Genomic DNA, 24,751 nt, shown 5'->3' on the forward strand with positions numbered 1-24,751 from the left:
ATCAGTGCTCCTGCCCGGCCGAGCTGTCGAGTGAGTCGAAGAGGTCGTCGAAGAGCGCCGGATCGCAGGGTTCCAGGCGTGCGCTGACCGCCACCTCAACGATGTGCCGGGCGAGCTGGTAGATGACCCGATTGAACGTGGTGTGCCGGCCGTTGGAGAGCAGGCCGTACAGCCCGCTCCCCTCATAGCTGTGGCCCATCCCCTCGTGTGTGTACTGCACGTCCGCGTACGGGCTCGGTATCTCCTTGTGGTCCATTGGGATCCACAGCACGGGGACGATGGCATTGCGGGTGAACGCGCCCTTGTCGCGCTGCAGTTGCTGGCGCAGCTCGAAGCACTGCCATTCCACGGCGCACCACCTGCTCGCAAACAGCCGCGGGGACAGCACCGGTATGAGGACCTGGCACTCGGCGAGGTGCCTCTTCAGCTCGTCCTTCCACTGGCTTCCCAGCATGGTCCGCCGGTCCAGGTAGACAGCGGTGCGCCCCATCTGGAGATCGGTGAGCGCCATCACGTCCTCGGACAGCTTGTCGTGCAGGCGGATCAGTCCGCTGTCCGGCGGCCGGTGGGTGTCGGGCACTTGGGGAGTGCGGCCGTAGCTGAGGAACCCGTAGGGCGTCTGGACGGTGCGGCGCAGGGTGGAGTTCTCAGGCACGGTCGCCCTCCCCCGACAGCTGCCCCGCCGTGCTGCGGCAAGTGGTCATCCAGGAAGCCGCGGCGTCGACAGCGGGGACGAGGGGCAGCAGGCGGGCGTCGGCGTCGCCGACCCGGCCGCGTAGCACCAGCCCGTGGCCGCGGTGGGGCAAAGTCTCCACCCATTGCCCCACCTCCCCGAAGTCCCGGTCGTCGAGGTCCACATCGCTGAAGTCGATCCAGCGCGGGCCGTCCTCTGTGGCTACCTTGCAGTAGTAGGGACGGCGCACCGGAGCGGGCACCCGGTACTCCGACAGGTGGAAGGCCGAGCAGACCTCGAAGCCCACGCCCAGCAGCAGGATCTGCGCGCCGTTGTCGTAGAGCCGGCCGAGCGGCGAGCGCTCGCCCAGCAGGCAGTCCAGCGGATGCCCGGTCGTGACCCGGGCGGCCAGCGGGCCGATCGCCGCGAAGGAAGTCTGCGGGTGGCGGCTGCGCAGTGCTCCCGCGGTGGTGCGCACCTCCTCGGCGATCCGTCCCATCCCGTAGGAGGGGGTCGAGGCCGAGTCGAAGGGCTCCATCCGTTCACGGTAGGCCAGGGTTTGAGAGTCTGTCAGTCCGGCGGTCATTCTCCGATGAGTACGAGAGGTGAGGGAATTCCCCTCAGTGAAGGTCGGGACGACCAGCGTGCCGCCCGGACCGAGGGCTCTTCGCAGCGCGCGGACGACGGTGAGACTGCCGCCCCGCACCAGCCCGACGGATCGCAGGGACGAATGCATCAGCAGCGCTCTGGCCCCGCCCACGCCGAGTCGGCGCAGGTCGGCCGTGAGGGACTCCTCGGTGAACATTCCCGGTCAGCCCCGCAGGACGGCGGCCATACGGCGGCCGTACGCGGTGAGGCCGTGGTCGGGCGGCACGGCCCGGTGCGCGCGGTCGAGATACGCGGATCGAAGGCTTTCCCTGGCCTCGTCACCGTCGGCCAGATCGAACAGGTCCAACAGGGCGTTGAACTTCACCTGCTGTACTCCTTCTACGATCAACTCGGCCAGCCGCGCCGAATTTTCAGGCGGGGCCAGACCGAAGGCGCCGAAAGCAAGGGGGTTAGCCGTGCAGAACCCACCTGCTTTTTCCCCGCGCAGAGGAGTGCATGCGGTGAGAAGAGCACGGATTCCTGGCGCATGGCGGTCGTACCGATCGCCGAGATGGCGGCCGGCTTCGCCGAACAGCCGCTGCCAGTGGTGGAACTCCTCTTCATCGAGCATCGGCGAAGGCTCGGTAGTGAAGCCGTCCCGGTAGGGATCACCGTCTTCCAGCAGAAAACGGAATTCACCCGCGATGATTCGGCGGGCCGGTTCCCAGCGGAATCCGCGACCGGTCGCACCGGCAACCGGAAGCGGCGGTCGGTGATCGCCGAACGCGAGCAGCAGCGCCTTGCGCCGGGTGCCCAGCGCGACCGGTTCCACGCACCCGGGCAGGATCAGCCGGCCCAGAGCCGGCAGGTGGACCGTCGTCGTCCCTGGGGGCAGTTCCAGCCGGAGGTCGGTGCCGGCCGCGAGGGCAGCGGCTGTCGCGATCTCCCCGAGCCGCAGGCGGACGGCGGCCGGCTCCAGATGCCCTTCCAGGCTCCGTATCGCCCACGCCCCGAGATAAGGGTGGCGCAGCACCTCGGCCACCTCCTGGGGCTGGCGCCGGTCGAGCTCGGTGAGCGCCTCCGCCTCGGGCCCCGGATACCGGCCGCACACCGCGCCCACCAGCAGCCGGCGAGCACTGAACTCGGCGGCCACCAGGGCTCGCAGCGCTTCGTCGTCGTTCCGGCCTGCGGCGAGCGAGTCGAAGCCCGAGGCACTGAGGGTGTGCGGGCGGGCGATCGGTTCCGGACGCGGTGCCTCCAGGACGTGCGAGATCAGCGCGAAAAGGTCGTCGCAGTAGACCGATGGATTGTCGAAGCCGTCGCCGGGGCCCTTGCCCGAGCTCCAGCGGTGCCCGTAGAGCCCGCCCCCGCACACCCGCACGACATCGCAGCCGCGGCATTTCTCGGACAGTCCGCCGAGCCCGGTCCGGCGGGCCAGGAAACCCGGGTGAGCGGCGGCCCGGTCGAAGGAGTGCCGACGGACGTCGAAGCCGGTACTCGGTGCGCCCTGCTCCACGGTCTTGAGCCAGTCCGCCTGCTCGATCTCGCCGTCGGTCTCCACCACCACCAGATCGGGACTGCCCAGCCCGAGTGCCTCGGTGAAGGACTCCCGTCCTTCGCGTCCCTGCTCCAGAGAGTCGAACAAGCGGACAGGAAAGGGCCGACCGTCGGCGGTCCACCGGTCGTACACCGTGGTCAACCACTGCGCGTAGGGGACCGTCCCAAGGCCCGGATCCCGCTCCGGGGGACGGTCCCAAGTGGCGTGCGGCAGCAGGAAGTCGACTCGCGGCGGTTCGAGTGCGGTCAGCGCCTCGTACACGGCCAGCGGGTCGTTCTGGACATCGACGGTGCACAGCAGGCCGGCGAAGGATGGGCGATAGGGCGGGGAGCCGATAAGCCGCACGGCGCGGACGACGGCGTCGTACGATCCAGCGCCATTGCTCCGCTTGCGATGTCGGTCGTTGGCGGTGCGATCGCCGTCGAGGGAGATCCCGGTGCTGATCCGTTCGCGGACCAGCATGGCGCAGAACTCCTCGTCCAGCCGCAGCCCGTTGGTCTGCATCCGCAGGTCGAGGTCGCAGACGCCGTCCAGCGCGGACCGCAGCGTCGAGGCGATCCGGGCCAGCCGCTCGCGCCCGGCGAGCAGGGGCTCGCCGCCGTGCAGGATGACGTGGACACGCGGGAGTTCGGGGTGAGCCCTGGCATGTTCGGCGATCCGCGACGCCGTCGCCCGCACGGTCGCGTCGGAGATCACCCGCGGCCGGCGGGCCCAACTCTGGTCCGCGTGCTCGTAGATGTAGCAGTGGTCGCAGGCCAGGTCGCACCGGCTGTGCACCTTGAGGACGAACTGACGGAAAGCTCTGGCCTTGACGGTCATGAGCGGCTGCGGTGGGCCGGCCCGGTCAGATACTGGAATTGAAGCCCGGTCCCTGCGAGCCTCGGGAAGGCAGCAGCCGATTAACCGTCCTCGGGTCGCCTTTGGCCAGCGCGTCCAAAGGGGTGGCCGCGCGGTCCGGAATCTCGGTGATCAGAGGCCCCTCGGCTGTCTCGGCCGTTGACGGTGAATTCCCGCACGATCGTGTGCCGGACATCCCCCCGGCATCATTCATGGCAGTCTCCTTGCCCGGTTCACGGAATCACGCGTCCCGGATCGCTGAGGCAGCGGCGTGTCATCAGTGCCCGACATCATCGCCTGACCATCATCGGGGCCGGTCAGCTCAGTGACAAGAGCGGCAAAGGGTGGTTACGAGCCAGAGTCGATGCGATCACGGCCAAATCCACCGCGGTTACGCCGAGGTGGATTTGGCCGTGCGGCTGCCAGGACCGGGCGGACCGACCGGCCGGGTGGGTCAGGAGGCGGGGGCGGTGGCGGGGGCCGCCGGGGCGGCGGGGGGTGTGGCCGGGGGTATGACCGGTGTGGCCGGGACCTTGGCGGTCACCTGGGTGCGGGTCCACATGGCGACGATGGCCGAGGCGAGGCTGAGCACGGTGGCCTGCTGCTCGGGCGACCAGTGCAGACCGAAGCCGACCGCGAGGGACAGGCCCGCCTGGACGAGGCCGATGACGGCGGCGCCGATGCCGTCGTGCACGCTGATCGCGACGATGAGCCCGGTCAGCGCGGCGGCGACCGCGTTGATCACGGCCTGCTGGTCATTGGTCAGGTCCAGGCCGAACGCCGTGCTGAGCTTGACGATGATCGCGACGAGGGCGACCCACAGCGCGGGCTCTCTGCCGAAGATCTTCATGTGATTCCGTTTCTGTCGAGGGGACTTCAGGCAGGTTGCCCCGAGGAAGGCTTCCTAGGCCAGGACTTCGGGGGCCGGGACCCGACCGAAAGCCAATCCGCGCGCATCCGTAACGCGTTCGTGTCCGACCGCGTGTGAAGGGGTGACGGACGGCGTCATCGGAGGGGGATCAGGCATGAGGGAACCACCGGCGGACTTCCTGGAGTTCGCCGCCGCGCGCAGCCGGCATCTGTTCCGCACCGCGTGCCTGCTGACCGGGGACTGGCATCTCGCCGAGGACCTGGTGCAGGAGACGCTGGCCAAGATGTACCGCTCCTGGTGGCGGATCAACCGCAAGGAGGCGCCGGTGGCTTACGCCCATACGGTGCTGGTGCGCACCTTCCTCTCGCAGCGGCGGCGGCGCAGTTCGCGGGAGTATCCGAGCGACCGGCTGCCGGACACGGCGGGGCCGGCGCAGGACGCCGAGTTGCGGCTGACGCTGCTGGAGGCGCTGGCCAGGATGTCCGCCAGGGACCGGGCGGTGCTGGTGCTCCGCTACTGGGAGGACCGCTCGGTCGAGCAGACCGCCCAGACCCTCCAGCTGTCACCGGAGGCGGTACGCGCCCAGTGCATGCGGGCGTTGCAGCGGCTGCGCGGGCTGCTGGGCGACCAGTTCACCGATTTCGTGCCCCGGTAGGGCCCGTCAGGGCTCGCGGGCGCGCAGTCGGCGCGCACGGCACGTCCCGGTCGGCCCAGACGCTGGCCGGCCCCCCACCCTTCACCACCTCCCGTACGGATGGAGCTCAGCCATGCCTTCCGACCAGCGTTTCGAGGACCGGTTGCCCGACGCCCTGCGCCTGGCCGCCGACCATTTCCCGCCCCCCGCCCCGGACTTGGTGCGCGGCGCCACCGCCCGCGCCCAGCGGCAGCGCCGAGTCCGTACCGCGCAGGCCGGCGCCGCGGCGGCGCTGACGCTCGTCGCGATCGGTACGACGCTGCTCGTCGGCGGCTCGCTCGGCGGGCACCGGGGGGCGCCCCAGGCGGCCGCGATCGATGCCGAGCAGACCGTCCCGGTGCCCGGTGAGCCCCGCTCACCCGGCCCGCCGGTGAGCGCGAAGGAGCTGGTCGAGACGTTCAAGAGCCTGCTGCCGCCCGGCCAGGTCACCGTGGAATCCCCGCCGGTGATGCCGGGCTACCGCACCGCGCAGATCACCTACACCAACGGCCAGGGCACCTCCGACCTGCGGCTCTGGCTCAGCCGGCTGACCCCCGGCATCCCGCTGGACGAGCAGGGGCAGGGCAACTGCGTCCCGATCGAGGACCGGCCCTACGACGTGTGCCGGACCGTGCCGCTGCCCGGCGGCTCGACGCTGACCACGAACCAGTCGCACGCCCGGCCGGACGACAGCGCCTCGCAAAAGGTCTGGTCCGCGGTCGTCACCAGCAAGGAGGGCGCCCAGGTCAACGTCGAGGAGTTCGCCGGCGGCAACCCGGACAAGGTGGCCGCGACCGGCGTCCTTCCGGTGCTGTCCACCGACCAGCTGGCCGTGATCGCCCGGAGCCCCGCCTGGCACAAGGCCCTCGACTCGATCCCCACGCCCGCCACCGAGACCCGGCGGCCCTCGCACATCATGCAAGGCCCGCCCGAGGCCCGGATGCGTTCCGCGCTGGTCGCGCTGCTGCCCAGGGGCGGCACCGTGTCCGACCTCTATGCCGGCTCGGGTGCCGCGGAGGCGGTCTTCGACGACGGCCACGGGAAGAACATGTTCGAGGTGAACGTGCAGACGGACATGGCCGGTCAGCTCCAGATGAACTGTGCCGACCGGAACGTCTACTTCTGCCGGGCCAGTCAGCTGCCGGACGGTACGAAGGTGGTGGACACCAAGGCGAACACGGACTCGGACGCCGTGCTCTGGACCGCCGACGTGCTGTATCCGGACGGTCACCGGGTGGCCGTCCAGGAAGCCAACTCCTACTCCGCGATCGGCCCGGTCACCCGGCCGCAGCCCGTACTCGACCTCGACCGGCTCCAGGCGATGGCCCTCAGCCCGAAGTGGGACCCGAAGCACTGAGGCTGCCGCCGACCGGCCGCGCTCCCTGCGGTGCTCGCGCGCGTGCCCCGGCCGGAAACCACCGGCCGGGGCACGGGCGCGTCGTACGTGTTGAAGGTGTACGCGCCGAAGTCGTACGCGCTGAAGTCGTACGTGCGGAAGGCTTCGGCCCGACTACACCGTGCCCGCCGTCAGCTCGGTGATCCGCTGCGCGCCGGCCGCCGTGTCGGGGGCCGCGCTGGTCAGGTCCAGCCGGACGGCGGCCGTGTGGACGCCGGAGAAGGTGATGACCGTGGGCGTGCCGGTGGCGGTCGCCCAGGTGATCACCGGCTTGCGGACCGGGACCCAGCGGTCGCCGTCCAGATAGGAGACCGCGATGGTGGCCGGCAGCGAGTGGGTGGCGTCGACGGTGAAGGTGACCGACAGGGTGCTGACGCTCTGGGCGCTGGCCCAGGTGACCGAGACCCAGTCGGCGGGACGGGCGCCGCTGAAGGCGGGCAGCAGCGCGGTCGCGCTCTTCTTGAACGCGTTGGACCAGCCGGTGGCGGGGTTGCCGTCCAGCATGGCGGCCGGCAGCGAGCTGGTGGCGCCGGAGTAACTGGCGTCGGCCAGCGGGTAGACCGGGGCGCCGGGGCCCGGGTCCGGTGCGAAGCGGGCCGGGGGCGTGGTGGCCACCGGGCCGGACGCGCGGGTGGTGCGGATCGAGGTGGAGCCGCTGTGCAGGCCGTGCGCGGTGGCGGTCACGGTCAGGTGGCCGGCGTCGGTGCCGGACCGGACGATGGCGAGCGCCTTGCCGTGGAAGGCGGTCCGGGTGGTGGCCTGATAGCGCTCGGCGCTCTCCTGCTGGCCGTTGTCGAGCCCGGCCAGCGAACCGCCGGTGGCCTTGAAGGTGATCAGGTGGTCCGCGCCGGGCACCACGACGCCGCGCGAGTCGATGACCTCGGCGGTGACGTAGACCAGCGAACTCCCGTCGGCCACCAGCGAATCGCGGTCGGGGGTGAGCCGGACGGCGTGCGGGTCGCCGGCCGTGCGCAGGATGTCGGTGGCGACCGTCTGCCCGTGCCGGCGGGCCACCGCCTTCAACTCACCGGTGGCGAAGGGCACTTTCCAGGTCAGGTGCAGCTTGCCCGCGCTGCCGTTCGGGCTGGTGTAACTGCCTTGGTAGGGACCGGTGGTGACCGTCTTGTCGTCGCCGGTGGCCTCGGTGGTCTCCAGATACGTCCGTCCGTCGACGGTCTTCTTGACGTCGAAGCTCCGCACACCCAGCGAGCGTCCGTTGAGGAACAGCTCCACCGTCTCCACGTTGGAGTAGGCCCACACCTCGACGGTGTCGCCCGACTTGTGGTCGGTCCAGTCCATCGGCAGCAGGTGGACCATCGGCTCGCTCGTCCACTGGCTGCGGAAGAGGTGGTACATGTCCTTCGGGAAGCCGGCCGTGTCGACCGCGCCGAAGAAGGACGCCTTCACCGGGAAGACGCCGTACGGGGTCGGCTCGCCGATGTAGTCGGTGCCCGACCACAGGAACTCCCCGGCGAAGAAGGCGCGGTCGCGGTCCTTCTTCAGGCCGTACTCGCCGCTCATCGTCCAGGACGCGAGGTTGTTGTCGAAGCTGGAGGCGGCCCGCTTGCCCCGGGTGTAGTTCTCACCGGTGTTGAGGTGCTCGGGCTCCTGGTACGTGCCGCGGGTCGAGGTCTCCGACGACGACTCGGACTCGAAGAGGAACAGGTGCGGATAGCGGGCGTGCAGGGCGTCCACCGAGGCCGCGGTGTTGTAGTTCAGGCCGAGGCCGTCGAGTTTGGCGAGCATCAGGTCGGCCGCCGAGCCGACCGTGGGCAGGCCGCGGTACTTGTCGGAGCCGATGACGATCGGCCGGCTGGTGTCCAGCGCGCGGATCGCGGTGATCAGCCCGTCGGCCATGGCGAGTCCGGCGGTGCTGGTCGAGTCGGGGATCTCGTTCCCGATCGACCACATCATCACCGCGGGCGAGTTGCGGTTGGCGCCCACCATCTCGGCTATGTCGGAGGCGCTGTTGGCGTCGAAGAACCGGCCGTAGTCGTAGGTGTTCTTGCCGTTGTGCCAGCAGTCGAAGGCCTCGACCATCATGACGATGCCGAGCTCCTCGCAGACCCGGACCATCTCGGGCGACGGCGGGTTGTGCGAGGTGCGGAAGGCGTTGACGCCCATGGACTTCATGATGGTCATCTGCCGCAGCACCGCGTCGTAGTTGATCGCGGAGCCGAGCGCGCCCTGGTCGTGGTGGAGGTCGACGCCCTGGATCTTGGCCCGCTCGCCGTTGACGAACAGCCCCTGGTCCGGGTCGATGCTGATGTACCGGAAACCGAAGCCGGTGCTGTACGTGTCCACCGTCCTGCCGTGCTGCTGGATCTCGGTGTCGAGGCGGTAGCGGTTCTCCGGGGTGTCGAACGACCACAGGCCCGGCCGGTCGACGCGCAGCTCGACCGTCACCTGCTGCGCGGTGGCGCCGGCCGGCAGGTCGAGCCGTGAACTCGACTGCGCCACGGCGCGGTTGTCCGCGTCGCGGACGGTGTTGAGCACGGTGACCGAGGTGGCGGCGGCGGATTCGTTGACGACGCCGATCTGCGCGTGCACGGTCCCGTAGCCGTGGCTGCTGCCCTTGGTCTTGCCCTTGCCGCTGCCGCTCCCGCCTCCGCCGATCGTGTCGGCGAGGCCGGGTGTGGTCACATACGTGCCCCAGCGCGCCACGTGCACCGGGTCGGTGATCACCAGGCGGGCGTGCCGGTAGACGCCGCTGCCCGAGTACCAGCGGCTGCTGGGCAGTTGGTTGCGGACCTCGACGGCGATGACATTGGCGGTGCGGCCGTCGGTGTGCAGCAGATCGGTGAGGTCGAAGGCGAACCCCGTGTAGCCGTAGGGGTGGTTACCGACCAGCGTGCCGTTGCAGTAGATGTACGAGTCCATGTAGACGCCGTCGAACTCGACCGAGACGCGGCGGCCGGCCACGGTGGGCGGCAGGGTGAAGGCCTTGCGGTACCAGCCCAGGCCGCCGGGCAGATAGCCGGTGCCGCCGGAGGTGCCGTTGGCGGTACTGGGCGTCTGCTCGATGCTCCAGTCGTGCGGGATCCGGACGGCCCGCCAGCGCGAGTCGTCGTAGCCGGGGTCGGCCGCGTCGGCGTACGCGCCGGTCGGGTCGGTGATCCCGGCCGGGTTGACGAGGGCGAAGCGCCAGTCGTCGGCGAGGTCGACGGTTCTGGGGATGGGAGTTTTTGTTGAGGTGGGTGATGTGGGCGACGACGAAGGCCCGGAGTGGGCGCTCGCGATTCCGCTGAGACCCGGAAGCGTGGGAACGGCGGTAGCCCCTGCGGCTCCTGCGATCAGGAACGACCTGCGGTTGACCGGCATGTGGGATCCCTCCTCTTTGAGGCATGCACCAGCTGGCGTCCCGATGAAGGACGCCATAAGTGACCAGCAATGAACAGAATCAACCAATGGCACACGGATTCTTGCAGGATCGCACTGCCGGAGGTCAAGGGTCGCGTCGCAGGTTTCGCGCCCCGAGCTGGGAGTTCCCCAGGGCGGTCGCGCCGTCGGACGCCTCCCCCGCCGCACCCGCCCATCGGCCCCCCGGCCCCGGCGCCGAGCCTGGCCCGCCCCATGTTGGATAAATCGGACGAATGGGGCATCGGAGAGTGGGCACCCGCACCTGAGGAACCGGTCAGGGACACCCGGCACCCGGAGCCGGCCCCGTAGGAGGCTGCACATCATGGACGCGCCCATCCTGGTCACCGGCGGCACCGGCCTGCTCGGGCGGCTGCTCGTACCGCGGCTGCTGGCCGCCGACCGCCGGGTGCGGGTGCTGAGCCGGCGCCCGCACGACGACGAGGACGGCGTCGAATACGTCCTCGGCGATCTGAGCACCGGCGGCACCCGGGTCGCCCAGGCGGTCGAGGGCGTCTCCGCGATCGTGCACCTGGCCAGCCGGAGCAAGGGGGACGCCGAGGCCACCCGCAATCTGGTGCGGGCCGCGGCGCGGGCCACCGGGGCCGGCGGGGCCCGTGACGAGCAGCCGGGCCCCGGCGGCACGGACCCGGCCGCGGGGCCGGCCGCGGGCCCGCCGCACCTCGTCTTCATCTCGGTGGTCGGCGCGGACACCGTCTCGCAGGCCTACATGCGGTCGAAGTACGACGCCGAGCGGGTGATCACCGACTCGGAGCTGCCGTGGACGATCATCCGCGTCACCCAGTTCTACGACCTGGTGCTGGACAGCCTGCGCACGGGTTCGCGCTCGCCGTTGCTGCCCATGCCCGCCGGTGTCCCGCTCCAGCCGGTGGACGCCGATGAGACCGCCGCCCGGCTGGTGGAACTCGCGCTCGGCGAGCCGGCCGGGCACGTACCGGACCTGGCCGGGCCGCAGCGGACGGACGCCGGCACGCTGACCCGCGCGTACCTGCGGGCGGCGGGGCGGCGGCGCCTGCTGCTGCCGGTCCCGCTGCCCGGGGTGCTGCCCGGCGCGCGGGCGATCAAGCGCGGGGCGCTGGCCCCGGCGCCGGGCGCGCCCTACACGGCTGGCTCGACGACCTGGGAGGAGTTCCTGAGCACGGCGGAACTGTGACGGCGGGCGCCCCGGCGGAGGCCCCCGACGCGGGGGCGGGCCGCCGGCCGGGGCCCGGCGAAGACCCGACCGAAGACCCGACCGAAAAGAGAGCACTCATGAGCGTGACCTCCCGAGCCGTCCAGGTGTCCGAGCCCGGCGGCGACCTCGTCCTCGGCGAGACGGAAATCCCCGAGCCCGGCTTCGGGGAGGTGCGGGTGGCCGTCGAGGCCTGCGGGATCTGCCACTCCGACGTCCCGATCATCGAGGGCTACCTCCCCGGCAGCAGCTTCCCGATGACACCCGGCCACGAGATCGCGGGCCGGGTCCAGGCGGTCGGCCCCGGGGTGACCGAGTGGACGGTCGGACAGCGGGTCGCCTCCGGCTACATCGCCGGTACCGACGGCACCTGCGAGGCATGCCGGGCCGGCGACGGCATCAACTGCCCCGAGGCCAAGATCCCCGGCGTCTCGTACCCCGGCGGCTTCGCCGACACGGTCGTCATCCCGGCCAACGGGCTGGCCCGCGTCCCGGACGAACTCCGCTCCGCCGACGCGGCCGCGCTGGCCTGCGCCGGACTCACCGCCTTCAACGCGCTCCGCAACAGCTCCGCCCGGCCCGGTGACACGATCGCCGTGATGGGCCTGGGCGGCGTGGGGCACCTGGGCGTCCAGGTCGCCTCGATGATGGGCTTCGACACCGTGGCGGTCGCCCGCGGCGGCGAGAAGGGCGACCTCGCCCGGGACCTGGGCGCCGACCACTACATCGACAGCATCAGGGAGGACGTCCCGAAGGCGTTGCGGGAACTCGGCGGCGCCAAGGTCGTCCTGGCCACCGTCACCGACGCCGAGGCGATGTCCTCGGCCGTCGACGGGCTCGGCCGCCGCGGTGAACTCGTCGTCATCGGTCTGCCCCAGGAAGAGCTGTCGCTCGGCGCGCTGCAACTGATCGTCGGCACCAAGAGGGTCTACGGGATCATCTCCGGCACTCCTCTCGACCGTGAGGAGGTCTTCGGCTTCGCGGTCCGGCAGGGCCTGCGGCCGATGATCGAGGAGGTTCCGCTGGAGGAGGCGGGCGCCGCCTACGCGAAGATGCTGTCGGGCCGGGCGCGCTTCCGGATGGTGCTGACGACCGGGACATGAGGACCCGTCAGGCGACTTGTCCGCCGGGCGTCCACACTCCCGCACCGCCAGGTGACGGTCATCCAGGCGGCCCTCGGGGATGGCCCGCGGCCGCCGCGGAACGTGTAGCGGACAGGCTTCCCCGCTGACCGCCGACCGAACGTCCAGCAGCTGAAATTGGGGATGCTTTGTCTCAGTCCCCTGGCATAGTCGCCGGTATGGAGACCGATCCCTTCTGGACTCTCATCGCCGACTGCAAACGCCAGGGGCTCAGCGGTGACAAGCGGGACGCGTGGCTCCGCGCCGTGCTCTGCCGGCTCTCGCCGCCGGAGCTCATACGCTTCCAGGCGTGCCTCGACCACCTCACCGGCGAGGCCTTCACCTGGAATCTGTGGGCGGCCGCCGACCGCATCCTCGGCGGCTGGTGCTCCGACGAGGCCTTCTGCTACTTCCAGCGCTGGATGGTGGGCCTCGGCCGCCCGGTCTTCGAGGCCGCCCTCACCGACGCCGACGTGCTCGCCTACGCCCCCGAGGTGCTGCGGCTGTCCGGCCGCCCCCGCGCCGCCTGGCCGGAGGACGCCTGGCCGCAGTGGGAATCCCTGGCGTATCTGGCCCGGGAGGCGTACGAGCAGGTGACCGGCGGCTCGGGCGGCGGCTCCTCCGCCTCCTCCGCCTCCTCCGGCGGCGCGGGCTCCGGGGGCGACTCCTTCGACGCCGCCACCCGCGCCCTGCTCGACTCCGTCACCCGCAACCGCCCCGGCATGACCCCCTCGGGCCGGCGCTGGTCGGTGCTGGACGAGCCCGAATCCGCGCGCCGCCTGCCCCGGCTCACCGCGATGTTCCCGCTGGGCGGCGCGGGCCCGGAGGATCAGACGCCGTTGACCAGGCGGAGGTAGCGGACCCAGTCCCAGTTGACGCCCGGGTCGGTGTGGTCGGTGCCCGGGACCTCGTAGTGCCCGATGATGTGGTCGCGGTCCTTGGGGATGCCGTACTTGTCGCACAGGGCGGCGGTCAGCCGGGCGGAGGCCCCGTAGAGGGCGGCGGTGAAGTAGGCCGGCTGGTCCACCCAGCCCTCGTGCTCGATGCCGATGCTGCGGGTGTTGTAGTCCCACTCGCCGGCGTGCCAGGCGATGTCGCGTTCGCGGACGCACTGGTCGATCGCGCCGTCGGCCGAGCGGACCACATAGTGGGCGGAGGCCGCGTGCGCGGGGTCCTGGAAGAGGCTGATGGTGTCGGCGAAGGTCTCCTGGGTCACATGGATCACCACCAGCTCGACCGGGTAGGTGGTGGGGCGGCTGGAGGCGCTGTAGTTGCCGCTGCTGGCGGGCGCCCAGGTGGCGGTGGGGTAGTCGACGGTCGTGGCGGCGGCCCGGCCCGCGCCGCCCCAGACCTCGGCGCCGAGGACCGCCCCGGCGGTGGCGCTCAGGGCGAGGCCGCCGCGCAGCAGCTGGCGGCGGGTGAGGGAGGGGTTCAGCGCGGCGGGGTTGTCGGCGCGGGCCTTGGCGGTGCGGCCGGGCGCGGTGCCGACGGTGGCCGCGCTCACGGTGTCCGGCCGGCTGGGGGCGGCGCGGTCGGAGGCGGGGCGGTCGTCGGCCCGGCGGCCGGTGGCGGGGAGGTCGGACAGGCCTCGTTCGTAGGGGAGTCGGGGAAGGCTGGGACGTACCATGGCGGGCTCCCGTGGGTGTCGTGAGGGGACGACTGCTTGAGCGGGTCCATGACAAGAACGTGCGGCGTGCCCGTGGTGGTGCCGGTGCCGGTGCCGGGGACTGGGATCACGGTCGCGGTCGGGGCCGCCGCGCGCGTTTCCGGTCGTACGCCCACCTGGTCCACGCCCTCCGCCGTATCGTTTCGTCGACGCCCGCTCACCGAACGTAGCCGACCGGTCCCGTTCGCATAACAACTGACACACGCTCACATCACCTCGTGAACACATCGGCTGACCGTTTTGCCCTCGCCCGGCAGGTGATGACCGATTGCTGACTCCCCCCAACTCTCCGATTCGGCTTGGAAAACCTGCCCGCCTCTATTAACGTTTGATAACGCAGCGCGGTTGTCACCACCGCCGTAAGAGGCGGCACCGTGCGCTTGCCGAATCCCGTCCGCGGGAACCGGGGACCCAACACCTGGGGTGAATCGGGCAGCCGTCAGGCCCGTAGGAGACCTTCCTGCTCCGAACCCGTCAGCTAACCCGGTAGGCGAGAGGGAAGGAAAGGAGTGCGCCCGCCGTGGCGTCGAACCAACCTGCCTACGCACCTGCCCGGCCGGAGACCGAACCCGCCCGGGAGTGGGACGAGTTCCCCGCCGCCGAGCCGGCCGCGCCCGAGCCCCGGCAGCTGCCGCAGCCGTTGCCGCTCCCGCAGCCCCTTCCGCTCCCCGCCTCCGCCCCGGCCCCGCTGCCCCGGCAGCGGACCCTGGCCCGCGGTTCCGCCGTCCTCGGCATGGCGGCGATGGCCGCCGTCGGAGCGAGCGGGGTGGCCGCGGCCGTCGCGGCGCCCGGCGTCCCGGCCGGACCCGCGCCCGTACCGGTGTCCGTACCGGATCTGCTGCCGGACGCGCTGACCGGCCCGTCGTCCGGCCAGGCGGCCCGGCCCGTGGCGGACGAGACGCAGGCATCCGCGCCGGGGCCGGCCGGTACGGCACGCCTCGCCGACCCCGGTGAGGCGCTGCGCGCCCGGATCGTCAGCCAGGCCACTCAGGCCCGTGAGGCCGCCGCCCGCGCCGAGCGCGAGGCCGCCGAGCGTGCCGCCGCCCTCCAGGCCGCCCGCGACGACGCGGCCCGCAAGGTACGCGAGCAGGCCGCCGCCGCGAAGGCCGCCGCCGAGGCGAAGGTGCGGGACGAGGCCGAGGCCGCCGCCCGCGCCGAGGCCGACCGCGTCACCCGCCTCGCGGCCTCCTACATCAAGCCGGTCGCCTCCTACACCCTCACCGCCGGCTACGGCGAGGCCGACCTGTGGGGCAATTCCCACGTCGGCCAGGACTTCGACGCCCCGACCGGCACCCCGGTCCATGCCGTCCACGGCGGTACGGTCACCTCGGCCGGCTGGGCGGGCGCGTACGGCTACCGGGTGGTGGTCGCGCTCCAGGACGGTACGGAGCTCTGGTACTGCCACCTCTCGACGATGGTCGTCAACTCGGGACCGGTCACCACCGGTGACACGATCGGCCGCGTCGGCGCGACCGGCAACGTCCCGGCGCCCCACCTCCACCTGGAGGTCCGTCCGGGCGGCGGCGACGCGGTGGACCCGGTAGCGTGGCTGGCCGGGCACGATGTCGAGGTCTGAGCGGCGGTTGCGGGTAACCTCGGGTAGTGCGGTGTCGCTGCGCGGGCGTCGAGCTGGTGCGGCTGGCGCGGCTGAAACGCTCGGCCCGAGCGGGGCCGGGCGCCTCGGGGTCCTGACCTCCCCGGCGGTCTGACCGCTTCTGACCTGCCGCTTCGGCGCTGGACCCGCCCCTCATACGCCGGCGGCCCTGGCTACTCCCCCCCAGCCAGGGCCGCCGGTCCTTTTCCGCTCCGGGCGGGGCGAACCCCGGGCGGGTGACGCCGCACGGCGTGCCGACCCCCGGGACGGCAGACTGAGGACGTACGGGTTCCTGCCGCCTTCAGGAGGTCCGCCATGGCCGCGCACGCGACCGGCTTCCGGGTCCGCCGCGCCTACGATCCGCCCGAGGCCGCCGACGGCCTGCGGGTGCTGGTCGACCGCCTCTGGCCGCGGGGCCTTTCCAAGGAGCGGGCCGAGGTGGCGCAGTGGCCGAAGGAGCTGACGCCTTCGCGTGAGCTGCGCTCCTGGTACCACGCCCACCTGGACCAGTACGAGGATTTCGAACGCCGCTTCCACGCGGAACTGCTGGCGGCCCCGGCCGCCGAGGAAGCCGCGACCTCGCTGCGCGCCCGCGCCCGGAAGGGCCGCGTCACCCTGCTGACAGCGGTGAAGGAACCGGACCACAGCCACTTGCCGGTGCTGCTGGACTACCTACGGAGGTAGGCCTCCCGCCTGGGGCGGGAGACGGCGGGCTTCGGTACGGGTCCGGCTGGCCCGGGCGCCCGTCCCTCCGGCGGCCGGGCGGCCGGGCGCGGGCGGGTCCCGCAGGTTCCCAGAGCAAGCGCACCCCGCAAGCGCAGCCCGCCTCGCCCTACGCCCTGCCGCGCTCCGCCACCGCCCAGGATGCCGCGGCCACGCCGCCCGCCACCGCGAACACCGCCGGCCACGCGCCGACCTTCTTCGCCAGCGGGTGGGACCCCGCGAAGGCGACGACATAGGCCCCGGTCAGCCCGGCGGCGGCCCCTGTGCCGGCCCGCCGCTGCCACTCGCGCGCCGCCACCGCCCCGGCCGCCGCCAGGGCCACGCCGCCCAGCTCGCGCCGCTTGGTCCACCGGGCGATCCCGTACCCCCCGATCAGCCCACCCGCGGCCACCACACTCGCCGGAATCCCAGCCATCGCGTCGTCCTCCTCGTCAGGGTTCTTCCTGCCCGAGGCTAACCCGGCCCGCTCGGTGCCGGCCGGGCCGGGGAGGCCGGGCGCCGCGCCGCGCCGCCGGTGCCAAGCTCGGGCCCGCCCCCAGCCGCTTTGCCGAAACGGCAACAGCGCTCGGTACCGTGGTCGCGTCGCGCCATGATCGACGCACGGATGCCGGCGCGCACCGCCGATCGAGCCCAGGAGGATTCATGCCGCCCACGGACGTAACCCACCGGATGGTCTCCTCGCCCGCGGGCCGGACTCACCTGGTGGAGCAGGGGACCGGGCCGCTGGTGCTGCTGGTGCACGGCTTTCCGGAGTCCTGGTACTCCTGGCGCCACCAACTGCCCGCGCTGGCAACGGCCGGATACCGCGCGGTCGCCATCGACGTTCGCGGTTACGGCCGTTCGTCGAAGCCCGGCGACGTGGACGCTTACCGGATGCTCGAACTCGTCGAGGACAACGCGGCGGTGGTGCGCGCCCTGGGCGAGCGGTCCGCGGTGATCGTCGGCCACGACTGGGGAGCGGCCATCGCCGCCAACTCGGCACTTCTCAGGCCGGATGTCTTCCGCGCGGTGGGGCTGCTGAGCATTCCCTACGCCCCACGCGGCGGACCGAGGCCCACCGAGGTCTTCGCCCGGATGGGCGGGGACGACGAGTTCTACGTCTCCTACTTCCAGCGGCCCGGCCGCGCCGAGGCCGAGATCGAGCCCGACGTACGCGGCTGGCTCGCCGGCGCCTACGCCGCGCTGTCCGCCGACACCGCCCCCGGCCCCGGCGAGCCCGACCCGCACTTCATCGGCCGCGGCGGGGCGATGCGCGACCGGTTTCCCACCGGCCGTCGCCCCGCCTGGCTCAGCGAGGACGATCTCGACTTCTACGTAGGGGAGTTCGAGCGGACCGGCCTGAGCGGTCCGCTGCACCGCTACCGGAACATGGACCGGGACTGGGAGGACCTCGCCGACTTCGACGGCGCCCCGATCACCCAGCCGTCCCTCTTCATCGGCGGCAACCAGGACGCCTCCACCCTCTGGCTGTCCGACGCGATCGCGGCCTACCCCACCACCCTGCCGGGCCTGGTCTCCTCCCACCTCCTCGACGGCTGCGGCCACTGGGTCCAGCAGGAACGCCCCACCGAGGTCAACCATCTGCTGACCGAGTGGCTGGCGTCCCTGCCGGCCGAGGCGTGAAGGCCGACTACTGCGGTGCCTGGACCGTCACTTGGGTGCAGGCGCGCAGGAAGTGGGTGTCCTCCGCGCAGACTTCCTGGTAGAGCACCTTGTAGCCGGCCGGCCACGGACTGGTCAGGCTGGTCTGGGTCCTGGGTAGTGCCGGATCCGAAGCGATCACGAAGCAGGGGTCGTTGAAGCCAGAGGAGCAGTAGGCGATCCGGTAGCCGGCCGTATCCGGGTCGGTCGGCGCGTTCCAGGACAGGGTGTAGGTCCCGGCGACCGGGTCCATCGAGCCGGTGACGCCGGTCGGCGCCGGCGGCGGGGTGCGGTCGATGGTCGTGACGGCCAGAGGCGCCGAGGCCGAGCGGTTGCCGGAGGTGTCCACCGCCACGACGACGTAGTAGTACGTGGCTCCGGTGAACGGCGGGTAGTCGAAGAACTGGAGCGATTTGAAGGGCGTCGCCGTACTCCGCAGATGCGCCGGGTCCAGCGCCACCGGCGTCGTGTCCGACCGGTAGACGAGGTATCCCGCGAGGTCCGGCGCCGTCACCGCGGACCATTTCACGGTCACCTGGCGCGCGGCGGGGTCGACAGTCGTCTGGAGCCCGGCAGGGGCGGGGGGCGGGGTGGTGTCCAGGGGCCGGACCGAACGGACCGGCTTGATCACTGGGGCGGTCGCGGCCTCGGCCGTGCCGCACCAGCTGAGCAGGAGGCTGCCGCTCGCAAGCGCGCCCATCGCCAGATACGCGTACCGTCGCATGATGTCTCCCCCAGTTCGGCACGAATGCTGTTGACCTCTACTTGACCCGCGGGCGCGGCAGTTGGTTGCACGACGCGCACAACGCGCACGACTCGTACGCCCGGTCTCCGGCCCCCCGCAGCGGCCCGCGAGCGCCGGGCCGGCCTGGGCCGGCCCGGACCGCACGCTGGTCAGACAGCGCGCAGACCCCGGTCCGCGAAGGCGATCAGCCACTCGAAGCTCTCGTCGATGTCGACGCTCCACTGGAAGCCGTTGGCCGCCTGCAAGGTGGCGAAGCCGTGGCAGAGGCTGCGGAGCATGCGCAGCGCGTGGTCCACCTCGGACTCCGGGATCTGGTAGCCGCGCAGCACCGCGGTGAAGGCGCCGAGCAGCCGCAGCCCGGCGGCGGCCACCGGGTCGTCCGGGCCGGACGGTTCCACGCCGATCGTTGCCGCGTACCGGCCGGGGTGCTCCAGGACGAAGGCGCGGAAGGAGCGCGCCGCGGCGGCCAGGGCGTCCCGGCCCGCGTATCCCTGGACCGCGCCGCCGACCGCGTCGGCGGCCTGGCTCAACGCCAGTGCCGCGATACGCCGGTTGAGGTCGTCCTGGCCCACCACGTGCTTGTACAGGGACGGGGTCCGCACGCCCAGCCGCTCGGCCAGCAGCCCCATCGTCAGGTTGGCCAGGCCGACTTCGTCGGCGAGCGCGGCGCCGGCCGCGACCACGGCCGCCGGGTCCAGTCCGGCCCTAGGCACGAGCCGCGTCCGACCGGAGGAACGCCAGCACGAGGGAGACCACCTGGTCGGGGAACTGGTCGTGCGGGTAGTGCCCGGCGCCCTCGATCATCTCCAGGCGGCCGAGCCCGGACGGCAGCGCGTCCACGATCGCCGAACCCTCGGCCCGCGGGTCGGCCCAGTCGGGGTCGAGCGTGCCCATCACCACCAGGACCGGGCAGCGCACGCCGCCGAGCTGCGCGCCCGCGTCGGTCGGGGCGCTGCGGCCCATGCCCCGCAGGGCCTTCATCCGGCCGGGTTCGCGCAGCAGCGACTCGACACGCCCGAGCCGCTCGTCCCAGTGGGCGGGCTTCACACCGGGGTAGGCCACATCGAGGTACGAGCGCCAGAGCGGCACACTGCCGAGGACACCCGTACCCACCAGCCGCAGCATGCCCTGCCGGAAGCGCTTCACCCGCAGGTCACCGAGGCGGACCGACTGCTTGCGGGTGAACGGCGCCAGTTCGACCACCGCGCTGACCAGCGACGGCTCCCGCGCCGCGGCGATGGTGGCGGCCCCGCCGGAGATCGAGTGCCCGACGACCACGGCCGGCCCACCCAGCCGCCGGATCACCGCGAGCAGATCGCCGGCGATGGCACTCCGGCTCAAGTCCGCCCACCCGACACTCGACTCCCCGCACCCCCGCAGATCGACCGCGGCGACCCGATACCCCGCCCCCACCAGCCCCGGAATCACCCCACGGTACGCGGCCCGGCTGTCCCCCATCCCATGAGCGAGCACGACGAGCGGGCCGTCCCCGGCCACCTCGTAAGCGATGGTGCCGCCGTCGACGGCGAGGTACTCGGTCATGGCATCTCCCAGACTTGGCTAACAGCGTTAGCTAAAAGCTAACCTCATTAACCAACCTTGTCAAAGGGGGGCCGTCCCGGAACCCTCCCGGCCAAACGAACTCCAGGCGGCTCTCGCGCTTGGCGATCACCGGCCCGTGGGCGGGTGGGAGCGGCGACGTCGTGGCGGCGGCGGGAGGGGATGGCGGCCGCGCGTACGTTGTACGGCGTGACCGACTCGTAAGCGGGGCTCGATGAGGCCGGGGTCGCGACGGCCGCCGCGCTGGCCGGCGCGGGAGTGGTGCGCGGCATGTACGGGCGGCGGCTCGCCCGCGTCGACAAGGGTGGCGGGGATTCGCCCGCCGACACCGCGACCCATGGGCCGCTGATGTCGATGATCCGCGACCGAGGGTAGAACGGCCGCCGCGCGCCGGGCGTCAGCTGGTGAACGGGACCGCGTCCGCGCGGCTGGCGTGCCAGTTGGTGGTGACGGGCTTGTCGACGAGGGTGGTCTGGGGGAGCTTGAGCTCGACGGGGTCGCCGTCGGAGCCGAGGACGGCGACGATGAGCTGGCCGAACTCCACGCCGTAGTCGGTGTTGGTGCTCTTGGGGTTGATGCCGGCGTAGGCGGCGGTGGAGCCGGAGAGCTTGATGGAATCGGTGACGGCCTGCTCGGTGTTCGACGCCACGGTGTCGGCGGCGGAGCCGAAGGACGCGTCGGGGATCTTGCCCTCCAGATAGCAGATGACGCCGGGCTTGGCCTTGGCGGTGACGAGGAAGTAGCCGCCGGCCTGGCTCTGCGAGCTGACCGTGAAGGTGACGTCGCTGGTGTCGCAGTTCTTCGCGTAGTAGTTCTGCTTGGCCGCGTCGACGTCGATGGTCGGGTCGGACGAGCCGCCGGAGCCTGTTCCGGCTCCGGGCGCGGCGGGGGAGGCGCTGGTGCCGCCCGAAGCGGGCGCCGAAGCGGCGGCGGAAGCGGGTGCCGAAGCGGGTGCGGAAGCCGTCGTCGACGCGCCCGCGGGGCTCGCCGCGTCCGTGGCGCCGGTCGTCGGGTCGCAGGCGGTGACGGTGGCGGTGAGGGTGGCCGCGGCCACGGCCGCCAGGACGAGGCGGGCGGAGCGGGTGGCGAGGAGCGAGCGCATCGAGGTCTCCGTGAATGCTGGGGTCCGTGGTGTCCTGCTGACGCCGCTAAAGCTATGGCCGACTCGATCCTGGAACGATCGCGTCAATGTTCGGGTTCTGTCCCATCGAATAGGCGCTGTGTAACGGAAGTCGGCGTCCTCGGACTCTCGCCCCCGTTCTTCTTTCGCCCGCATTCGCACCCGCGGCAGCCCGCAGCGGGGACTGCCCGGGACAGGACGCGGCCGGCGTCCGGGGGCCAGCGATACGATGACGAAGTGCCCAGCTGAGTCGAAAGGCGGAAGTCTTGTCCCCGACCTCTGAGGTGCCGGGGGGCTCGCGCTTCCAGGCGCCCGACCCGCGGCGTGTGGCGGCGGCCTGGTCCGCCGAGCTGGACGGGCTGGACGTCTCCCCGTTCCTGATCGGCTCCGCCGTGCAGCGGGTGGCCCGTCACTTCGAGCGCGCGTTCGTCAAGCTCACCCGCGCGTACAACCTCGGGCCCGGCGAGATGCGGATTCTGCTGGTGCTCGGGCGGTCGGCGCCGAAATACGCGGTGAGCCCGACCGAGCTGTTCCGTCAGCTGCTGATCACCTCGGGTGCGGTCAGCAAGCAGATCGACCGGCTCGTGGAGATCGGGCTGGTGACCCGGGTGCCCGATCCGGATGTCCTGCGCGGCCTGCTGGTCCGGCTGGAGCCCCCGGGCAAGGAGATCGCCGACGCGGCGATGCGGGAGATCTGCTCCTCCCGTTACAGCGGGCTCGAACAGCTCGACCAGCAGGAGATCGAGGCGTATCTCGGCATGCTGACCCGGCTCCAGCGGCTGGTCGAGGAGTCGGGCTCCGGCGCCGGCTCCGACGCGGATCTCTGACCTGTCACGACCGCTCCCGCGTGCCCTCCCAGGCTCGACCCGGAATATACACCTTCCATGGAAGCTACCTTCCATGGAAGGTGTACCCTCGAAGAGGGGCGGCCGACCGTGCCGCCTCGATGTGGCCGTCCGCCGACCGGCCCGGATCGGCGCATCGCGGGCAACCGCATTCCGGTGAGCCGCGATTCCGGTGAGCCGGGCCCCTCCCGCATATCGGCATTTATATAGGCTCGCATTCGGAGCCCGCACGGCAGGAGATATTCATGTCATCCGTACTCATGGTGCTGACCTCGGCGAAATTCTGGAGCCAGAAGGACGGCACCCAGCGCCCGACCGGATTCTGGGCCGAGGAATTCGTCGTACCGCACCGCACTCTCGTCGAGGCGGGAGTCGACATCACCATCGCCACCCCGGGCGGCCTGCCGGCCCGCGCCGACGAGCTCGGCCTGTCCGTGTCCGCCAACGGCGGCGACACCGAGAAGGTCGCCCGGCTGCGCGCCTACCTGGAGTCGGCGAAGGACCTGCTGGCCTCGCCGGTGCGCCTGGAGGACGTCGACCCGCAGGATTACGACGCCGTCCTCATCCCCGGCGGCCATGGCCCGATGCAGGATCTCGCCGTCAACGCGGACATCGGCCGCGTCCTGCGGGCGATGCTGAACGACCCGGCCAAGGTCGTCGCCTCCCTGTGCCACGGCCCGGCGAGCTTCATGGCCGCCGGGCAGGAGGACGGCAGCTGGCTCTTCAAGGGGCGCCGGCTCACCGCCTTCACCGACGCCGAGGAGGAGCAGGTCGGCCTCTCGGCCAACGCCACCTGGCTGCTGGAGGAACGCCTGCGCGGTGCGGGCGCCCACTTCGAATCCGGACCCGCCTGGTCGTCGTACGTGGTCGTCGACGGCAATCTCGTCACCGGCCAGAACCCGGCTTCCGGCGAAGCGGCGGCCAACGCCCTGCTCAAGGAACTGGCCGCCCGCGTCGGGTCGGCGTAACCCGCCGCCGGATCGGTGATCCGACCAACGCCCCCTGGCTACGGTGGCGGTGATCCGCCGGGGCCGGCCTGACGTCTCACAGCCGCCGGACGCGCAGCACACCGGTCAGCATCGGGAGGGTGAACTCGCCGCCGGCGGTCTCCGGTCTGCTCGCGAGGAAGGCGCGGATCCGGCCCAGCGTGGCTTCCCGTTCCCGTTCCGGCATGACCAGCACCCCGGCGCGCGTCGCGATGGTCGCGACGAGGGTGTCGGCGGTACGGCGCTGGCCGTGCGGGAACTCGCCGTGTTCCGGCGAGCCGAACCGCGCGGCCGCGCCGGTCTTCGGAAGGTGCATGGCGGCCGTCTCGGCGCGCCAGCTGGCGGGCGTGTCACGCGGGCCGACGGCCGCGCTCCCGCCGGCCCGGGCGAGTCCGGCGACCCACTCGACCCGGTCGTCCATGAGGTTCCACAGGCCGGCCAGGACGCCGCCGGGCGCCAGGACCCGGGCGATCTCGGGTCCCGCGACGGCCATGTCGAACCAGTGCATCGCGTTGCCGGCCAGCACGGCGTCGACGGACCCGTCCGGCAGCGGGATCGCCTCCGCGCTGCCCCGCAGGGCGCGGACGGCCGGCAGCGAGCGGCGCAGCTCGGTCAGCATCGCCACGTCGGGCTCGACCGCGATGACTTCGGCGCCCAGTGCGCCCAACGCGCCCAGGGTGGCGGTCAGCTTGCCGGTCCCGGCGCCGAGGTCGAGCACGCGCGGCCCGGGCGCGGGCTCCAGCGCCCAGCGCACCGCGGCCTGCGCGTAGTCCGGGCGGTGCTCGGCGTACGCGCCCGCCGCCGCGCCGAACGACGAGGCGTGAAGGAGCCGTTGGTCCTGATCCACCCGGTGACCGTATCGGTGCTGCCGACGGCTGACCACCCCGCCGCACGACGCGAACCCTCCGCGACCGGGCTTCAACTTCCCTACCGCCGCTTGCTGGAGACGGCAGCCGTACGAGGCACCCGTCCAAGGCGACCACCGGCAGGCCCGGTTGCCGACCGATGTCACACCTCGGGCCGCCGTCCCGTCGTCCAGGGGAAGCCCGTCGCGCAACGGACGGGCCCAGCAGCACTGTTCCCCACGGAAACGGAGACATCGTGTTCGCCGCCTACGTCACGGTCACCATCCTCGGCACGGTCTTCAACGGTGCCGCCGCCGTCACCTACCTGATCGGCCACGAATACCCCAAGACGCAGGCCGACATGAAGGGCATAGCCCGCAAGTGGGTCCCGGTGCTGGGCATGCTGCTGGCAGCGGGCACCCTGGGACTGCTGGCCGGGCTCGCCGTACCGCTCCTCGGCACTCTCGCCGCCTCCGGCCTGGTGCTGTACTTCGTCGGCGCGATCATCGCCCACCTGCGGGTGGGCTCCCGCAACATCGCCGGCGGCATCGTCTTCCTCGCCACCGCGGCCGCCGCCCTGATTCTGGGCCTGGCCGACCACGGCCCCTGGTGACCCGGGGCCGGGCATCCCGCGCCGGTGGACGGGCCCGGGGATCAGGCCACCTGCCCGGGGACGACGGGCTCCTGGTCGTGGCGGGGTAGGCAGGGCACTCCCGAACCGGGACACCGCCGGGCGGGGGCCGGCCGACCGCCCCGCGTC

The 24,751-nt window shown here is 72.0% G+C and carries 23 protein-coding genes and 1 riboswitch; of the genes, 11 read left to right on the forward strand and 12 right to left on the reverse strand.

Features of this window, described 5'->3' with window-relative positions; genetic code table 11:
• Position 1: 1 nt before the first annotated feature.
• The 4 genes from ACFO3J_RS30160 to ACFO3J_RS30175 all read right to left on the reverse strand — a co-directional run bounded on the left by ACFO3J_RS30160 (position 2) and on the right by ACFO3J_RS30175 (position 4,506).
• The gene (locus ACFO3J_RS30160; protein WP_386436114.1) at positions 2–655 is read right to left on the reverse strand and encodes a TIR-like protein FxsC; all 654 of its coding nucleotides are present in this window, start codon (positions 653–655) and stop codon (positions 2–4) included.
• A complete protein-coding gene (locus ACFO3J_RS30165; protein ID WP_386436117.1) occupies positions 648–1,478 on the reverse strand; it encodes an aminoglycoside N(3)-acetyltransferase in 831 nt (276 codons plus the stop codon). Before ACFO3J_RS30165 ends, ACFO3J_RS30160 begins: the two co-directional genes overlap by 8 nt.
• A gap of 6 nt (positions 1,479–1,484) precedes the next feature.
• Positions 1,485–3,638 (reverse strand): FxsB family cyclophane-forming radical SAM/SPASM peptide maturase, encoded by a 2,154-nt coding sequence (locus ACFO3J_RS30170; RefSeq protein ID WP_386436120.1) that lies wholly within the window; start codon positions 3,636–3,638, stop codon positions 1,485–1,487.
• A gap of 472 nt (positions 3,639–4,110) precedes the next feature.
• Positions 4,111–4,506, reverse strand: a complete 396-nt coding sequence (locus ACFO3J_RS30175; RefSeq protein ID WP_386436122.1) for a hypothetical protein — start codon at positions 4,504–4,506, stop codon at positions 4,111–4,113.
• Between the two features lie 175 nt (positions 4,507–4,681).
• On the opposite strand from ACFO3J_RS30175, the gene ACFO3J_RS30180 reads away from it, so the two are divergent.
• Together ACFO3J_RS30180 and ACFO3J_RS30185 are read left to right on the forward strand one after the other, a co-directional pair.
• Entirely contained in the window at positions 4,682–5,182 is a 501-nt protein-coding gene (locus ACFO3J_RS30180; protein WP_386436125.1) for a SigE family RNA polymerase sigma factor, read from the forward strand.
• 112 nt (positions 5,183–5,294) lie between these two features.
• On the forward strand, positions 5,295–6,557 hold the full coding sequence (locus tag ACFO3J_RS30185) for a hypothetical protein (RefSeq protein WP_386436127.1): 1,263 nt from the start codon (positions 5,295–5,297) through the stop codon (positions 6,555–6,557).
• Positions 6,558–6,710: 153 nt separating this feature from the next.
• Here the strand turns inward: ACFO3J_RS30185 and ACFO3J_RS30190 are convergent, their stop codons facing one another.
• Positions 6,711–9,917: a glycoside hydrolase family 2 TIM barrel-domain containing protein gene (locus ACFO3J_RS30190; RefSeq protein WP_386436130.1), complete on the reverse strand. Its 3,207-nt coding sequence runs from the start codon at positions 9,915–9,917 to the stop codon at positions 6,711–6,713.
• Positions 9,918–10,278: 361 nt separating this feature from the next.
• Between ACFO3J_RS30190 and ACFO3J_RS30195 the strand changes: the two genes are divergently transcribed.
• The 3 genes from ACFO3J_RS30195 (at position 10,279) to ACFO3J_RS30205 (ending at position 13,123) form a co-directional block, all read left to right on the forward strand.
• A complete protein-coding gene (locus ACFO3J_RS30195; RefSeq protein WP_386436133.1) occupies positions 10,279–11,127 on the forward strand; it encodes an SDR family oxidoreductase in 849 nt (282 codons plus the stop codon).
• A gap of 98 nt (positions 11,128–11,225) precedes the next feature.
• Positions 11,226–12,248: an alcohol dehydrogenase catalytic domain-containing protein gene (locus ACFO3J_RS30200; RefSeq protein ID WP_386436136.1), complete on the forward strand. Its 1,023-nt coding sequence runs from the start codon at positions 11,226–11,228 to the stop codon at positions 12,246–12,248.
• A gap of 197 nt (positions 12,249–12,445) precedes the next feature.
• Positions 12,446–13,123, forward strand: coding sequence for a DUF4240 domain-containing protein (locus ACFO3J_RS30205; RefSeq protein ID WP_386436139.1), 678 nt, complete (start codon positions 12,446–12,448; stop codon positions 13,121–13,123).
• Here the strand turns inward: ACFO3J_RS30205 and ACFO3J_RS30210 are convergent.
• The gene (locus ACFO3J_RS30210) at positions 13,096–13,701 is read right to left on the reverse strand and encodes an N-acetylmuramoyl-L-alanine amidase (RefSeq protein WP_386436406.1); all 606 of its coding nucleotides are present in this window, start codon (positions 13,699–13,701) and stop codon (positions 13,096–13,098) included. The genes ACFO3J_RS30205 and ACFO3J_RS30210 overlap by 28 nt on opposite strands.
• A gap of 602 nt (positions 13,702–14,303) precedes the next feature.
• Positions 14,304–14,440: riboswitch (cyclic di-AMP (ydaO/yuaA leader) on the forward strand.
• Positions 14,441–14,452: 12 nt separating this feature from the next.
• On the opposite strand from ACFO3J_RS30210, the gene ACFO3J_RS30215 reads away from it, so the two are divergent.
• Together ACFO3J_RS30215 and ACFO3J_RS30220 are read left to right on the forward strand one after the other, a co-directional pair.
• Entirely contained in the window at positions 14,453–15,508 is a 1,056-nt protein-coding gene (locus ACFO3J_RS30215; RefSeq protein ID WP_386436141.1) for a M23 family metallopeptidase, read from the forward strand.
• 333 nt (positions 15,509–15,841) lie between these two features.
• Positions 15,842–16,210: a DUF488 domain-containing protein gene (locus tag ACFO3J_RS30220; protein WP_386436144.1), complete on the forward strand. Its 369-nt coding sequence runs from the start codon at positions 15,842–15,844 to the stop codon at positions 16,208–16,210.
• Positions 16,211–16,358: 148 nt separating this feature from the next.
• Here the strand turns inward: ACFO3J_RS30220 and ACFO3J_RS30225 are convergent, their stop codons facing one another.
• Positions 16,359–16,664: a hypothetical protein gene (locus ACFO3J_RS30225; RefSeq protein WP_386436147.1), complete on the reverse strand. Its 306-nt coding sequence runs from the start codon at positions 16,662–16,664 to the stop codon at positions 16,359–16,361.
• A 227-nt stretch (positions 16,665–16,891) separates the two neighbouring features.
• On the opposite strand from ACFO3J_RS30225, the gene ACFO3J_RS30230 reads away from it, so the two are divergent.
• Positions 16,892–17,872: an alpha/beta fold hydrolase gene (locus tag ACFO3J_RS30230; protein WP_386436149.1), complete on the forward strand. Its 981-nt coding sequence runs from the start codon at positions 16,892–16,894 to the stop codon at positions 17,870–17,872.
• Positions 17,873–17,879: 7 nt separating this feature from the next.
• Here the strand turns inward: ACFO3J_RS30230 and ACFO3J_RS30235 are convergent, their stop codons facing one another.
• The 4 genes from ACFO3J_RS30235 to ACFO3J_RS30250 form a co-directional block, all read right to left on the reverse strand.
• Positions 17,880–18,614, reverse strand: a complete 735-nt coding sequence (locus ACFO3J_RS30235) for a fibronectin type III domain-containing protein (protein ID WP_386436152.1) — start codon at positions 18,612–18,614, stop codon at positions 17,880–17,882.
• 170 nt (positions 18,615–18,784) lie between these two features.
• Complete coding sequence (locus tag ACFO3J_RS30240) at positions 18,785–19,318, reverse strand: TetR/AcrR family transcriptional regulator (protein ID WP_386436409.1); 534 nt, start codon at positions 19,316–19,318, stop codon at positions 18,785–18,787.
• Between the two features lie 22 nt (positions 19,319–19,340).
• Positions 19,341–20,177 (reverse strand): alpha/beta fold hydrolase, encoded by an 837-nt coding sequence (locus tag ACFO3J_RS30245; RefSeq protein WP_386436154.1) that lies wholly within the window; start codon positions 20,175–20,177, stop codon positions 19,341–19,343.
• A 415-nt stretch (positions 20,178–20,592) separates the two neighbouring features.
• On the reverse strand, positions 20,593–21,297 hold the full coding sequence (locus ACFO3J_RS30250; RefSeq protein WP_386436157.1) for a hypothetical protein: 705 nt from the start codon (positions 21,295–21,297) through the stop codon (positions 20,593–20,595).
• A 284-nt stretch (positions 21,298–21,581) separates the two neighbouring features.
• Between ACFO3J_RS30250 and ACFO3J_RS30255 the strand changes: the two genes are divergently transcribed.
• The gene (locus tag ACFO3J_RS30255) at positions 21,582–22,142 is read left to right on the forward strand and encodes a MarR family winged helix-turn-helix transcriptional regulator (RefSeq protein WP_386436159.1); all 561 of its coding nucleotides are present in this window, start codon (positions 21,582–21,584) and stop codon (positions 22,140–22,142) included.
• Between the two features lie 263 nt (positions 22,143–22,405).
• Positions 22,406–23,128, forward strand: a complete 723-nt coding sequence (locus tag ACFO3J_RS30260; RefSeq protein ID WP_386436162.1) for a type 1 glutamine amidotransferase domain-containing protein — start codon at positions 22,406–22,408, stop codon at positions 23,126–23,128.
• Positions 23,129–23,204: 76 nt separating this feature from the next.
• Here the strand turns inward: ACFO3J_RS30260 and ACFO3J_RS30265 are convergent, their stop codons facing one another.
• Positions 23,205–23,993: a class I SAM-dependent methyltransferase gene (locus tag ACFO3J_RS30265; RefSeq protein ID WP_386436164.1), complete on the reverse strand. Its 789-nt coding sequence runs from the start codon at positions 23,991–23,993 to the stop codon at positions 23,205–23,207.
• 254 nt (positions 23,994–24,247) lie between these two features.
• Here ACFO3J_RS30265 and ACFO3J_RS30270 point away from each other — a divergent pair, with 254 nt between their 5' ends.
• The gene (locus ACFO3J_RS30270) at positions 24,248–24,604 is read left to right on the forward strand and encodes a DoxX family protein (RefSeq protein ID WP_386436167.1); all 357 of its coding nucleotides are present in this window, start codon (positions 24,248–24,250) and stop codon (positions 24,602–24,604) included.
• Positions 24,605–24,751: the final 147 nt, after the last annotated feature.

The sequence above is a fragment of the Streptomyces polygonati genome (assembly GCF_042650325.1).
Lineage (GTDB): Bacteria > Actinomycetota > Actinomycetes > Streptomycetales > Streptomycetaceae > Actinacidiphila > Actinacidiphila polygonati.

What these genes read in the sequence shown, in the direction of transcription:
- ACFO3J_RS30165 (WP_386436117.1), bottom strand. Translation starts at nt 1,478, where the DNA reads ATGTTCACCGAGGAGTCCCTCACGGCCGACCTGCGCCGACTCGGCGTG.
- ACFO3J_RS30170 (WP_386436120.1), bottom strand. Translation starts at nt 3,638, where the DNA reads ATGACCGTCAAGGCCAGAGCTTTCCGTCAGTTCGTCCTCAAGGTGCAC.
- ACFO3J_RS30175 (WP_386436122.1), bottom strand. Translation starts at nt 4,506, where the DNA reads ATGAAGATCTTCGGCAGAGAGCCCGCGCTGTGGGTCGCCCTCGTCGCG.
- ACFO3J_RS30180 (WP_386436125.1), top strand. Translation starts at nt 4,682, where the DNA reads ATGAGGGAACCACCGGCGGACTTCCTGGAGTTCGCCGCCGCGCGCAGC.
- ACFO3J_RS30185 (WP_386436127.1), top strand. Translation starts at nt 5,295, where the DNA reads ATGCCTTCCGACCAGCGTTTCGAGGACCGGTTGCCCGACGCCCTGCGC.
- ACFO3J_RS30190 (WP_386436130.1), bottom strand. Translation starts at nt 9,917, where the DNA reads ATGCCGGTCAACCGCAGGTCGTTCCTGATCGCAGGAGCCGCAGGGGCT.
- ACFO3J_RS30195 (WP_386436133.1), top strand. Translation starts at nt 10,279, where the DNA reads ATGGACGCGCCCATCCTGGTCACCGGCGGCACCGGCCTGCTCGGGCGG.
- ACFO3J_RS30200 (WP_386436136.1), top strand. Translation starts at nt 11,226, where the DNA reads ATGAGCGTGACCTCCCGAGCCGTCCAGGTGTCCGAGCCCGGCGGCGAC.
- ACFO3J_RS30205 (WP_386436139.1), top strand. Translation starts at nt 12,446, where the DNA reads ATGGAGACCGATCCCTTCTGGACTCTCATCGCCGACTGCAAACGCCAG.
- ACFO3J_RS30220 (WP_386436144.1), top strand. Translation starts at nt 15,842, where the DNA reads ATGGCCGCGCACGCGACCGGCTTCCGGGTCCGCCGCGCCTACGATCCG.
- ACFO3J_RS30225 (WP_386436147.1), bottom strand. Translation starts at nt 16,664, where the DNA reads ATGGCTGGGATTCCGGCGAGTGTGGTGGCCGCGGGTGGGCTGATCGGG.
- ACFO3J_RS30230 (WP_386436149.1), top strand. Translation starts at nt 16,892, where the DNA reads ATGCCGCCCACGGACGTAACCCACCGGATGGTCTCCTCGCCCGCGGGC.
- ACFO3J_RS30235 (WP_386436152.1), bottom strand. Translation starts at nt 18,614, where the DNA reads ATGCGACGGTACGCGTATCTGGCGATGGGCGCGCTTGCGAGCGGCAGC.
- ACFO3J_RS30245 (WP_386436154.1), bottom strand. Translation starts at nt 20,177, where the DNA reads ATGACCGAGTACCTCGCCGTCGACGGCGGCACCATCGCTTACGAGGTG.
- ACFO3J_RS30250 (WP_386436157.1), bottom strand. Translation starts at nt 21,297, where the DNA reads ATGCGCTCGCTCCTCGCCACCCGCTCCGCCCGCCTCGTCCTGGCGGCC.
- ACFO3J_RS30260 (WP_386436162.1), top strand. Translation starts at nt 22,406, where the DNA reads ATGTCATCCGTACTCATGGTGCTGACCTCGGCGAAATTCTGGAGCCAG.